At 53.6% G+C, this 12886-nt stretch carries 12 protein-coding genes; 1 reads left to right on the plus strand and 11 read right to left on the minus strand.

Translation table 11 applies throughout. The annotated features are described in order from the left end of the window. Nucleotides 1–119: 119 nt before the first annotated feature. Complete coding sequence (locus I2H81_RS00980) at nucleotides 120–698, plus strand: manganese efflux pump MntP (protein WP_195644192.1); 579 nt, start codon at nucleotides 120–122, stop codon at nucleotides 696–698. Nucleotides 699–778: 80 nt separating this feature from the next. Here I2H81_RS00980 and I2H81_RS00985 read toward each other — a convergent pair whose 3' ends face one another. The 11 genes from I2H81_RS00985 to I2H81_RS01035 all read right to left on the minus strand — a co-directional run bounded on the left by I2H81_RS00985 (nucleotide 779) and on the right by I2H81_RS01035 (nucleotide 12791). Continuing rightward, complete coding sequence (locus tag I2H81_RS00985; RefSeq protein ID WP_195644193.1) at nucleotides 779–2236, minus strand: aminoacyl-histidine dipeptidase; 1458 nt, start codon at nucleotides 2234–2236, stop codon at nucleotides 779–781. Nucleotides 2237–2384: 148 nt separating this feature from the next. Next, nucleotides 2385–2912, minus strand: a complete 528-nt coding sequence (locus I2H81_RS00990; protein WP_195644194.1) for a type II toxin-antitoxin system VapC family toxin — start codon at nucleotides 2910–2912, stop codon at nucleotides 2385–2387. Then, nucleotides 2909–3277: a type II toxin-antitoxin system RelB/DinJ family antitoxin gene (locus tag I2H81_RS00995; protein WP_195644195.1), complete on the minus strand. Its 369-nt coding sequence runs from the start codon at nucleotides 3275–3277 to the stop codon at nucleotides 2909–2911. The genes I2H81_RS00990 and I2H81_RS00995 overlap by 4 nt, the downstream gene beginning before the upstream one ends. A gap of 221 nt (nucleotides 3278–3498) precedes the next feature. Next, nucleotides 3499–5130 carry an ATP-binding cassette domain-containing protein gene (locus I2H81_RS01000; protein ID WP_195644196.1) on the minus strand — a complete coding sequence of 544 codons (1632 nt, stop codon included), beginning with the start codon at nucleotides 5128–5130 and terminating at the stop codon, nucleotides 3499–3501. Continuing rightward, nucleotides 5123–6409: a radical SAM/SPASM domain-containing protein gene (locus I2H81_RS01005; protein WP_195644197.1), complete on the minus strand. Its 1287-nt coding sequence runs from the start codon at nucleotides 6407–6409 to the stop codon at nucleotides 5123–5125. The genes I2H81_RS01000 and I2H81_RS01005 overlap by 8 nt, the downstream gene beginning before the upstream one ends. Further along, nucleotides 6410–7219 carry a hypothetical protein gene (locus tag I2H81_RS01010; RefSeq protein ID WP_195644198.1) on the minus strand — a complete coding sequence of 270 codons (810 nt, stop codon included), beginning with the start codon at nucleotides 7217–7219 and terminating at the stop codon, nucleotides 6410–6412. 2 nt (nucleotides 7220–7221) lie between these two features. Beyond that, a complete protein-coding gene (locus tag I2H81_RS01015; protein ID WP_195644199.1) occupies nucleotides 7222–8025 on the minus strand; it encodes a hypothetical protein in 804 nt (267 codons plus the stop codon). After that, nucleotides 8003–8731: an ABC transporter ATP-binding protein gene (locus tag I2H81_RS01020; protein WP_195644200.1), complete on the minus strand. Its 729-nt coding sequence runs from the start codon at nucleotides 8729–8731 to the stop codon at nucleotides 8003–8005. Before I2H81_RS01020 ends, I2H81_RS01015 begins: the two co-directional genes overlap by 23 nt. Nucleotides 8732–9114: 383 nt before the next feature. After that, a complete protein-coding gene (locus tag I2H81_RS01025) occupies nucleotides 9115–9441 on the minus strand; it encodes a helix-turn-helix domain-containing protein (RefSeq protein WP_117629262.1) in 327 nt (108 codons plus the stop codon). A gap of 10 nt (nucleotides 9442–9451) precedes the next feature. Then, entirely contained in the window at nucleotides 9452–10021 is a 570-nt protein-coding gene (locus tag I2H81_RS01030; RefSeq protein ID WP_118260136.1) for a hypothetical protein, read from the minus strand. Between the two features lie 127 nt (nucleotides 10022–10148). Further along, entirely contained in the window at nucleotides 10149–12791 is a 2643-nt protein-coding gene (locus I2H81_RS01035) for an ATP-dependent Clp protease ATP-binding subunit (protein ID WP_195644201.1), read from the minus strand. Between the last annotated feature and the right edge of the window lie 95 nt (nucleotides 12792–12886).

Below are 12886 nucleotides of genomic sequence, written 5' to 3' on the forward strand. Positions count from 1 at the left end.
AGATAGCTAATTTGGGACGGGCTCTTTTGACTACCCAATCAACCATGTGCCAAGGTTAGTCTTTTTGTTGCTCCCCCAAGAGGTACACGCGGGCCTGCCCGCAGAGAGGGAGCCAGACTATGGGACTCGTAGAGCTCGTGCTGCTCGCCATTGGCCTTTCGATGGACGCCTTTGCCGTTTCCATCTGCAAGGGCCTTGGCATGAAGAAGATCAACCTTAAGGTCGCCGTGGTGCTCGGCCTGTTCTTTGGCGGCTTCCAGGCCGGCATGCCCGTGATCGGATGGGCGCTTGGCAGCCAGTTTATGGGTATCATCGGCCCCATCGACCACTGGATTGCCTTTATCCTTTTGGCCTTTATCGGCGGCAAAATGCTGTGGGAAGCCTTTACCGAGGACGAGGATGAAGGCGACGGCAAGGATGCCGAAAAGATTGACCTGGGCGAGTACATGATCCTCGCCATCGCCACCTCAATCGACGCCCTAGCCGTTGGCATCTCATTTGCCGCGCTCTCGGTCGACATCGTTCCCGCCGTATCGCTTATCGGCGTCACAACGTTTATCTTCTCCGTTGCCGGCGTGGCAATTGGCCATACCTTTGGCGCGCGATACGAAAAGCCCGCCACCATCGTGGGCGGCGTCGTGCTCATCCTCATCGGGCTTAAGATCTTGCTTGAGCATCTGGGGATTTTGGCGCTGTAACGAATAACGGCCGCCCAGCATTACGCCAGGCGGCCGTTTTCATAGCCAGCCGTTTTAGAGCGGCTTAACCAAGGCGACCTTTACGCAGCGAGGCGCTTGAGGACGTCGATGAGCAGCTCGTAGAAGCGCTCGGCAGAAGCGAGCTCCATGCTCTCGTCCGGGGTGTGGACATCGGAGAGCGTCGGGCCCACGGCGATGGCGTCCAGGCCGTGCAGGGCCTCGGCAAACAGGCCGCACTCAAGGCCGGCGTGAATGGACTCGATGCGCAGCTCGGAGCCAAAGAGCTCGCGATAGCTCTCGACAAAGACGTCGCGGACCGGCGAATGCTCGGCATAGCTCCAGCCGGGATACTCGAACTCGAACTTGGCGTCGAAGCCCAAGACATCGGCCAGCGTCTGCAGGCGGTCCTTGAACTCGTTCTGCAGCGAGGTGATCGAGGAGCGCGGGGACAGCATGATCTTGACCTCGTCGTCAGAAGTGGCAACCACGCCGATGTTGGAGGAAACCTCGACGGAGCCATCGGTGGCGACGTTGCGGCGAATCACGCCGTTAGGGGCAAGACGCAGGGCGCGGATGAGGGCAAGCGCGGACTTCTGGCCCATGGCCTCGACCTCGGCGTCGTCGGCAATCTCGACGTTGCAGGTAAAGCCGGGGTCGAAGACCTCGAGCTCGGCAGTGACGTCGGCGATGATGTCCTTTGCGATCTGGGCCGCGGCCTCGGCGGCAGCGTGATCGGCGTAAACCAGCTCGGCCTTGCACTCACGGTTGATGGCGTTGTCCTTAGTGCCGCCGTTAAAGCTGACGATGGCGGGCTCGCCGGCGACCATCAGGCGGTCGATGATGCGGGCCATGATGAGGTTGCCGTTGCCGCGCTCCAGGTTGATATCGTTGCCGGAATGACCACCCAGTAGGCCGGAGATGTCGAGCGTGAGGGTGCTGCCGGTCTTGTGCTCGCGCACGATGGGGCAGGTGTAGGTAACAACGACGCCGCCGGCGCAGCTGACGGTGGCAACGCCCTCTTCCTCGGAGTCAAGGTTAATCATGGTGCGGGCGCTAATCTGGGACTTGTCGAGCGTCTCGGCGCCGACCAGGCCAGTCTCCTCGTCGGTGGTGAATACGCACTCGAGGGCGGGGTGAACGATCGAATCGTCATCGAGAACAGTGAGCATCAGAGCGACGGCGATACCGTTGTCGGCGCCCAGGGTGGTGCCGTTAGCGGTGAGGACGCCGTCCTTGACGACCAGGTCGATACCGTCGGTCGTAAAGTCGTGCGCAACAGAGCCCAACTTGTCGCACACCATATCGATGTGGCCCTGCAGCATCACGGTCGGAGCATTCTCGGCGCCGGCAGAAGCCGGCTTGCGAATGATGACGTTGTAGACCTCGTCCTGGTACACATCGAGGCCGCGCTCCTTGGCAAACGCAACCAGGAAATCGCTGATGCCCTTCTCGTTGCCAGACCCACGAGGGATCGCGCTGACCTCCTCAAAGAAATGGAACAGCTGGGCGGGCTCGTAGCCGGTGATCTTGTAATCCATGGTGCCTCCTTGGCGCAACTGGTTAGACAGTAAGACATGCGACTTGTATATTCCCAGACTTTGCGTGCATAAACCAGTCGAAAACGCCGAGCGCCCTCGCATCATCGGCTAACGGCGGGGAAACGCTACTTTATCAAGATGAAGTAGGTTAGATGGGCATCGTAGAAGGTCCGCTGGCCTCTCCAACTAACCTCAGCGCTTGGTGCGCGTCAATGCATACGCCGTTGGTATGTTTGATTAGGTTTTTATCCTCTGTCACCACATAATCGGCATCAATACGATTGGCGACACCCAATATAAGATCGTCCTCAAAGTCATTGTGATGATGCTTGAACACAAAGGAATCGAACACCTCGTCCGCTCCGACCGAGGCGATAATCGACTTTTGCCGAATCAGGCGAACGCACGCCCACGCCGTCTCGTCGGCAGCGGCGATGGCTTCGGGAGTGAGAGCTCCCACGCGGTGGGCGTCGGCCTTCATCGTCCTCCCCAAGATGTAATAGACATCTTTGACAGACAGGGAGGACGAGAAGAGAACGATATCTTCCGCTTCTGCCGCACGAGAAAAGAGCTCGACAATTGACTCGGTCGCATTCGTGCAGCCGAGAAAGTAGTCGAGCCAGACGTTCGTGTCGATTAGCAGTTTGAGTGTGCGTTTCGCTCTGACGCCGCTCATGATTCGATCCAATCGCTGAATCTCTCGCTCATCATTTGGTCGTATAGCTCGTCGTAATCGAAGGCTTCATCGGCGCTCGGCCTCTGAATCGAGAACCGCTCGTAATAATTCGAAACTAACGCAGCCCCTTCCGAGACATGGGACGAACTCGCCTTCGACCGTATGTCATCGGGCGGAACTTCGTCATTGTTCCTTTTTGCGATGGGCATATGACCGTTCTCGGTCAAGTACTGCCACAGCTCCCTCACCGCTTGGGACGGCGTCATGCCGAGGCTTGCAAGCACCGCATCTCCCGCCTCCTTGAGTTGAGAATCGAGGCGCACATTCATCTGGGCGGAATGTCTGTCGAGCAACGCCGTTGCCATAACCTTGCCTCCTTGTGTGCTATACAAACCTCTTGAATTAAGTATAGCAAGTTGTCAAGCAACTGGATGTCTCGACACAGAAGCACTTATTGGACCGGTTTTGCCGTTGTAGAATTAGTCAATAAAATAAGCTGATACATGTTTGGGATAACTGCCCACATCAGCTGCAATTCGCTATCCACAGGCAATAAGCCCCGCAACGAAGCGCCATGCACAAGCTTTTACAGTTCAATCACTTCGTCGCAAGCCTCAAGCAACTCGGGATCATGCGAGACAACAACCACTATATGATCTTCTTTCTTCTGTTGCAGAATATCAATGAACGCTGCCCTACTCGCTCCGTCAAGAGCCGACGTCGGTTCATCGAATAACATGACGGGTGAGTCCTTAAGCAATACACGAATAATCGCAATCTTCTGCTTCTCACCACCCGATATATTATGGTTTTGCTCGTCCAGCACCCCATCAAGACCATTGGGAAGTGTTGAGACCAGTTTGGTCAGACCAAACTGGTCTACAAGTCGCCCGACTTCAAGAATTGGACAACTATCGCCCGCGAGTAGCGTCAGATTCTCTCTGAGTGTTCCGTTAACGATATCAGGTTCTTGCTCGGCAATACCAACGACATACGAGCGTAGATTTATAGAATCAATCTGGCTCAAATCAACCTCGTCATAAGCAATAGTCCCAACGCAATCATCGGGATATAGACCAGCCATGCCATCGAGAAGCGTGCTTTTCCCGCTTCCGTTTGCACCCGACACGCCGTATAAGACTCCTCGATTAAGCGAGATGAGCTCTGGATAATCTATGATTCGATCGGTATCAGGGCGACAAATCGACAGGCCCTTGCACACAAGTGAAACAGGAGAACCAATGCGGACAGAACCGTTCGCCTCTTCATCCATTGCCCAAAGGCGCTTAAGGCGTTGGGCGCTCACCTTGCTCGCCTGGTAGCTTTTGCCCCAAGAAAGCAAGTTCACCAGAGCAGAATTGGCGCTCGAGTAATAGCTCAATGCCGTCAGCAGAAAACCAACCGGCATTTTGCCTGCGACAATCTCACAGCCTCCAATCGCAAGCAAACAGAACTGCGCAAAGGAAAAAATCAACTGATTCGCAAGTTCGAACCGTGATCCGGCTTTTTGGTTAGCCAATATAGCTGGATAAAGACCATCAAAAGCCTTCTGCAGCCTCAAGGAATAGAAATCGAATAATGAATGGCGACGAAGAAAGGAGACGCTCTCCAGCTGGCTCTGGAGAGTCCCATAGAAAGCAGCGGTCTTTTCTTGAAACTCAAAGCCTCGATTGAACAGCAGCCCACTAAACAATCGATAAACTATTGCCCCCGTAACGATGCAGGCTAGACAAGCAATCGCCATCGCAATGTTTATATTCATCAACATAATCAAGGAACAAATAATCGTTGCAACACCGCCAATGATATTTGACGCCGATGTTATTCCGAATATTATGAGATCGTTTGAATCGTGATTGATTTGCTGATTATAATAGCCCGCATCAAATCCGATGAAAAACTTCCGGGGCAAACGCTTGACGTGTTCAAGTGTGTCAGCGTTAAGTTGATATCCCGCATGCGCTTGAAGGTCGACATAGATTAGGGAAGTCCAATAGGCCAACACCGACCCCACAATGGCGACCACGCCAATCGCGAAAATACATAAGGCTAGCGTCCGCAAACTAATACCGAGGACATTTTTTGCAGCCAGCACATTTACAGTCAGTCCCAACAAATATGGTTCAGCAAGGCTGCAAAGCTGAGACAAGACATCGAGAAACAGATAGACATAAAGCCTTGGCTTATGGAGGAGATATATCTTCCAAAATCTAAACATCGTGATTTGCCCCATGCGAATACTGATAATTACAAGCCAACCGCATTCTCTGCCTAGCATTGAATTTAACGCTCGCGCATTTTCTCTGACCCTCCATCGCGGCGTGGGGACATCCGCCCATACAAGCCGGAAACATTACACACTCGCCACATACTGGGTCGTTTGGTAAATACTCCATCCATTTCAAATAGTTCGAATTGGCTTTCACACCTTCTCGAACATTTCCAACGGCGCACTCGCCCTTGCCAACCTCATCCCAACATTTAAAAAGTCTACCAAGCGGATCGATGACAAACGAATTAAGGGAAACCGCACAGCAGACACCTGGTTCATACGGCGTAAACGGAATAACGTTGAATCCGCGCTCGCTAGCTTTATCCATAAAGAACGTTTCAACTTGAGAGAACCCACGCTGAGAAAAACAATGAATGTCATTTGAGCAAGTCTCGTTAACATTGTCGACCGCAGCAAGATAAATCGCGACTTTACCGCGAAGCCCTTTAGCGTCAAGCTCGTCAATCAACGCATCGACCTCTTTGCTATTGGACTCATCGACATTCACGCGAATGGTAATCTGAAGAACATCGGCACATGAGATTATATTGTCGATAATGGCATCATATGTCGGACGACCGTCGGCCGGGACCCTCCGCGAATCATGATCCCTCTTTGAGCCATCGATAGTGATTTGAACCGAACCGACCTGACAATCAGCAAGCTTCTGAGCAATTTCTCGCGTCAGGAGATATCCGTTCGTTACCATTCCGGCAGAATAAGTAGCGCCTGGCCTAATCACCCCTCTCAGTTCTTTTGTCAGTCGCTCGATCATGTCCACACAGAGCAGGGGTTCGCCTCCATACCAGTCAACGTGAAGATCGTTGATCCCGGGATAGCCGGAACGCACGAATTCTGCGATATCCGTCATTGTCTCTTCTGACATAGTGGGGCGCGAGCAGCCCTTTTCATAGCAGTAGGGACACCTAAAATTGCATGCCAGCGTTGGAGCAATCGTCAGTCCTAAATAGTCATTTGCAAACCTTGCCGACAAACTCTCAAGCATCAACATTCGCCGCTCGTCAACATCGTCATCTACCAACATGCCACCCATCTTAAGGGCCTCTTCGAAATCACCATCCAAGGCGGCGGCACCCTTGCGATATAAATTCAGCTCATTCGTGTGCGCGGCGTCAAGGTCGAGAACGCCACCAGACTGGGTATTGTAGATAGTGATACCGTTCACATCATTCTCTTCAATAACGTTAAATTCAGACTCTTTCATTTATATGCTCCGTTTTCTGATAGCACCCTTGATAGCCCAACAAAGTCCGAGGATGACAATGGGAACGACTGTTGCCAGCGCTACAAATAGCAACGTCCCCGGTACGATGAATTGAATTGGCCGCGGGGACGCAAGGGTCGCCAGCCATGTCAAGTGCAGTGGCATATTTGGATTCCCGTACCCCAAATAAAGCAGCAGGATGATGAACGATAGAACAAACGCGCCATTTCCAAAGAGCGAGATGGCCAAGACGAGCAGCAGGCATAACGTTGCGCAAATCAAGGCAGCAAGAGACAGCCGAAGAAGAAACTCTCCGATCATATCCATCGTCATTCCTGTGCCACTCGCGCTTTGGACCGCACCAACGAGTATCGAAAAGAGAACAAAACCACCGACAAGCGTGACAATCGAGACAAGAGTCCTTGCAACCAACAACTGTACTGTTTTCATTCCCCTTGCATAGGAAACAAGCCATTGAGATCCCGTTATCGGAGTTCGAAACGCATAGCCGATGACGAGAACAGCAACAATAGGAAAGAACAGAGAATGGGCAAGCGGTGCCACAGCGGAAAGGTAGCGAGCTCCATCTTTAACGAGGTCTCCCGGAATTCCCCCGAAACCATATTGTGGGTTTGGAAAGAAGCCCATAACACCGTCGCCAAGCCAATCGCTCGTTCCGTAGGCTCTCCATGGTTCATAAGACACAGAATAAAGCAATGCGAGTACGAAACCTGCCGCAATCAGCAGAAGAGGCGCTTTGCTCTTCATAACTCGATAGGCTTCAGCCTTAATCATATCTTCGCAGCGCATTTCTACCCCCTCCTCGCTTTGATTCCCATGACCCCGAGCTGCAACGAAACAACGGTGCAAATAACAGAGAAAAGAATGATCTGGTTAATGGCTAGGCCTTGAAAGCACAGATTTCCAAGATGGCGTAAGTATGGTCCGACTGAGAGCCACCAGGGAATTAGCGTCGATGCGTGATTGGAAAAGACCACCAGCGTATATTCATCGGAGGCGAGCAGCGTCCCGACCAACACCAACATAATGCTAAGCGGTGCATTTCTAAGTAAATAGAAAACTGCCATCGACTGAGCTACTAATGCAGCCAAAATAGCATCAATCAAAAGCAACACGGGCAAGTATCTATCAAGAAACACCCGCCCATCCACATAGCAGCCAAGCGGAGATTTGAAGAGAGTGAATCCCGAAAACAGGTTGAACGCTGTTGAAGTTGCAATCGTCAGAACAAGCCACTTTGCGACAACGGCCTTTGCTACACCCGTCCCTTTTGCATACGTCACTTCAGAAGACCTGCTTTGATAATCCATGGCGCAGGAAATAACAATGCATCCGACTAGAACGAAAAACCACTCGTAGGTCATGAATAGTGCCGTCCGAACCGCCGAACCAGCCGGGTCAGTCTTGTCGAGGATGTTTGCAAAGAAACCAATCTGTTTGCTGACTCCCCCTAAATCAGATGTTCCATAAGTCCCATACATATTTGGATTACAGACATCTTTAACAATCCAAATTCCCCAGATCAACAACACGAAAAAGGCTGGATTTCTGAGCAACCGACGGGCTTCGCATCTAATCAGTCGCAGAAGTTGCATTATCTGCCTCCCCGATCAAATCCAAAAACCGCTTTTCCAGACTTCTGTCTTTGTAGGAGTTTTCTTCCTTAACGAGAAGTCTGCCTTGATGGAGAAAAGCAAAAGATGTCGCAACTTTCTCCAATTCATCTAGGTTATGGCTTGAGATGAGCACCGTTTTATCCCGTTTGTCCTTCAACGACAGTAGGAGATCACGCACCTCAATCACACCCACTGGATCGAGCCCGTTTATGGGTTCATCCATGATGAGTAGCTGCGGGTTGCCCAGAAGAGCCGTTCCGATATCCAGACGACGCTTCATGCCGAGCGAGTATTGTTTTACCGATGCATCCGCCGCATTTTCTAGGCCAACGGCAGTGAGCACTCGATTAACTTCACTTTTCGGCAACCCCCACTCGATACAGCGTGAGATCAAGTTTTCTCGACCGGTTAAGTTCAAGAATGCCCCACAGCCGTCGGGGACGAATCCGATATTTCTGCGTGCTCTTGCCAGACCTGTTCTCCCAGACTCGCCGAAAAAACTGATTGAGCCTTTCGTTGCCTTAAGCAAACCGAGGAGAATATCAATCAACGTACTCTTCCCCGCGCCGTTCTCCCCAACGAGAGCGCACACTTCGCCCTCATCTATATCAAATGAAACATCAGACAACGCCCAACTTTTGCCGTAGCGTTTTGATAGATCCTTGATTGAAATCACATTACCCATGTTTCATGAACCTCATTAAAAGGCAGCGCGGCCGATGGATGGCAGTTATCGACCACGCTGCTTGCCCTCTGCTGTCTTAACCAGCATTAACGTTCGCGTTGCTAGAAATGAACATATACGCCAAAACAGCTACAGCGCGAACACGGGTGGTAATTGCGGCAGCCACCACCGCCACCCTGCACGTTGCTACACGGATCGATTACCCAGTTCATAATTACCTACTTTCGATTTATCGTCTGTTTTAATACTCCGTTATCGTATATCGATAACCTTATGATTTCAAGAACTTTTTTTTCTAAATAAATTAAGGCTCCTACCGATCGTTTGCGGTAGGAGCCTTGCATGCATACGTATTTGTCTTCTTGTCTTCTTATTCTGTTTTGTTATTCCTTAGAAAGATCTACTACGTAAACCTCTGTAGGCAATATCTCGGAAGGGTCGGGATTGCGTCTTTGCAAAATCTTATTCCGCGCACGCGCGATGGTAAGTTCCTCAAGTTCTATTTCACTCACGCGACGGATCAAATCTCCCGGCTGACAATCCAACTCAACACAGATATCGAGCAATGTCTTCAAGCGTATAGCCTTAATTTTTGCATTACGGATTTTAGAAATGTTAGCTGGCGTATGCCCAGTCGCTCTTATTAGATCGGCATTTGTTTTCCCGGTCTTAAGCAAAAGTGTCTCAACCTCAATAATGAGATAATCCATGGTCAATCACCTAGACCAAATCATCAGACTGGGACTGCAAAAGCGCCCCATAGCGCCAGAAGATTGACAAAGCGAAAGCGACCATCATTGCAATGATGGATCCCACATCCAACGTGATGCCTGAGTCACCAATCTGAAGGAGAGCGGAATTCATACGACAGCTCAACATACAATTGCCCATCATTATTTTTAAATCGCTACCAATCTGTAGAGAGCCCATCACGGCATTGATTGCAAATAGGCAAGCAATAACGGTAATCATCCGTGCATGTCGAATAGTAAAAGGCGATTGACGACGGGCGACATCGAAGCTGATGCTTAACAATGTGAACTCCCCTGCAAGGAGCAAAACCGCCCATAGCGCCAAGTTTGGGAGCGCGATGCTGCCGCCCTTACCAAGCTCAACGACCCCCTCGATTACCACTGCGCCGTTCAAAATACTTTGGCATGCAACAACAAATGCCGAACCAAAGACGGCGATGGTAGCGATGGCAATAAGTACCAGCACGGCACAAAGAACCATTCCGATTTTTCTCATGTTATCGAACGACATCTCAATTCTTTGAGCGCTATTCGCCATAGTAACTCCTTTTGCAATCCAGCAGAACTTTTTCAATTATTTTATCGTTACCGGAAACTCTTCTCTACAAGAAAAGGGGCGCACCTCCATCGGAAACGCCCCCATCATGCAAGGTTATATTCAATCCCTACAGCGCGCCGGAACCGGCTTGCATCATGCCGCCGGGGCCCGAGGTCACGCCGCCGCTCACGGGCGCGGCGTTGCCAGTGTGCGGTGCCGCCGGGGCGGTATCACCACCGAGCGTGCCCGCCGGACGCGGTGCCGGGATCTCGCCCGTGCCGTGGCTAAAGACAAACTTGCCATCGGCCACGTCGCACAGGACGGTATCGCCCTCGCCCCACTCGCCGGCCAGCAGCTCCTCGGACAGCGGGTCCTCGATGAGCTTTTGAATAGCACGGCGCAGCGGACGCGCACCGTTGGTGAGGTCGGTGCCCTCGGCCACGATCTTGTCATAGGCCGCATCGGTGAGCTTGATATTCATGCCGTTAGCGATCAGGCGCTGGCGCAGATCGTCCACCAGCAGGTGCGCGATCTTGGTGAGATTCTCGCCCGAGAGCTTCTGGAACACCACAATATCGTCGATACGGTTGAGCAGCTCGGGGCGGAACAGGCGCTTGAGCTCGCCCATCGCGCGGCCGCGGATCTCACTCGACGTGAGACCCTGCTCGCCGGTGGTGCCAAAGCCAACGCTCGCATCCTGTGCGATCTCGCGGGCGCCCACGTTGGACGTCATGATGATCACGGTATTGCGGAAGTCGACCGTCTTGCCCTGGCTATCAGTCAGGCGGCCCTCCTCCAGCACCTGCAGCAGGATGTTAAAGATATCGGGGTGCGCCTTCTCGATCTCGTCGAACAGCACGACCGAGTACGGGTGGCGACGAACGGCCTTGGTGAGCTGGCCGCCCTCATCGTGACCGACGTAACCCGGAGGGCTGCCGATGAGCTTGGAGACCTCGAACTCGCTACCGAACTCGGACATGTCGAAGCTGATGAGTGCGTCCTTGCTGCCAAAGAGGTACTCGGCGAGCGTCTTGGCGAGCTCGGTCTTGCCCGTGCCGGTGGGACCCAAGAAGATAAAGCTGCCGCCGGGGCGACGCGGATCCTTGAGCGGCGAGCGGCTGCGGCGCACGGCCTTGGCAACGGCCTCGACAGCCTCATCCTGACCGATAATGCGCGTCTTGAGCACGCTTTCGGCCTGCAGCAGGCGACGGCTCTCGCTTTCGGTAAGCGAGGACACCGGCACGCCCGAAGTCACGGACACGATATCGGCGATCTGACTCACATCGATGGTGAGCGGGCTGGCGTCGAGCTCGGCGGTCCAGGCAGCCTTGGCCTCGGCGAGTTCAATCTCGGCAGCCTTCTGCTGCTCGGTGATCTCGGCGGCCTTGTTCATGTCGTCGCTCTCGGTAGCCTCCTGTGCGGCAGCCTTGAGTTCCTCGATGCGATGCTCGGCCTCGCGCACCGGCTCGGGCGCGCGATTCGCGGCGATGCGAGCGCGGGCACCGGCCTCGTCGATGAGGTCGATTGCCTTATCGGGCAGGAAGCGATCCTGGATGTAGCGGTTGGAGAGGTTCGCGGCGGCCTCGATGGCACCCTGTGTATAGCGCACGTGGTGGTGCTCCTCGTAGCGCGGCTTGAGCGCGGTCAGGATCTTGACCGTATCCTCGACGCTCGGCTCCTCGACATCGATGGTCTGGAAGCGGCGCTCGAAGGCCGGGTCCTTGGTGAGGTACTTGCGGAACTCCTCGGCCGTGGTGGCACCGATAATCTGGAAGGCGCCGCGCGCGAGCACCGGCTTGAGCATGGAGCTCGCGTCGATGGAGCCCTCGGCGGAACCGGCACCGATGATGGTGTGCATCTCATCGATAAACAGGATGACGTCGTCGGCCTCGGTTGCCTCCTGGATCACGTTCTTGAGGCGCTCCTCGAACTCGCCGCGATACTTGGCGCCCGCAACGAGACCCGGCAGGTCGAGCGTCCAGATATTCTGGTTCATGAGGTTCTCGGGCACGTTGCCGGCGGCGATCTGCTGGGCCAGACCCTCGACGATGGCCGTCTTACCCACGCCAGGGTCGCCCAGGATGAGCGGGTTGTTCTTGGTGCGACGCGAAAGAATTTCCATCATACGCTGGACTTCCTTTTCGCGGCCGATCACCGGATCGAGTTCGCCGTCGTGCGCCTTCTGCGTAAGGTTGGTCGCGAACTGCCTAAGTGTATCGGTACCGCTCCCCTTTTGCTGGGAGGCATCCGAGCCGCTAAAGAACGGCAGGCCCGTACCGGGACGCCCGGCACCGGCACCAGCGAGCGGACGCTTCTTATCCTGGTCCTTAGCGGTGAGTTTCTCGATAGCCTTTTTGATGGAGGCGGACGACACACCCAGGCGCATGAGGATGTCCATGGCCATGCCGTTGCCCTCTTCGACGATGCCGATGAGCAGGTGCTCGGTCGACACATACGTCTGGTTGTTCTCACGCGCCACGCGGAATGAACGCTCCATCACGCTAATGACGAGCGGCGTAAAGGCGAGCTTGGCCGCCTCGGTCTCCTCGCTGGGCTCGGGGACCGTGGTCTGGACATCTTTGAGAGTATCCATGATGTCATCGTAGGAGATGTCGAGCGAACGCAGTGCCTCGGCGGCAATGCCCTCGTCCTCCTTGGCGAGTGCGAGCAGCAGGTGCTCGGTACCCACCTTATTTGAGTGAAGATCGAGCGCTTCTTGCTTGGCCATGGACATGACCTTGCGCGCGCGATCGGTAAAACGGTCTAACATGCTAGTTCCTCTTAGACGAGCTAGTTTTTTCAAACGCAAAGCGCCACTCGTGGCGGCGCTTTGGTCTCTTTACCCATAGTGGGACTATGTTAACA

Source organism: Collinsella aerofaciens, from assembly GCF_015561195.1.
Lineage (GTDB): Bacteria > Actinomycetota > Coriobacteriia > Coriobacteriales > Coriobacteriaceae > Collinsella > Collinsella aerofaciens_AC.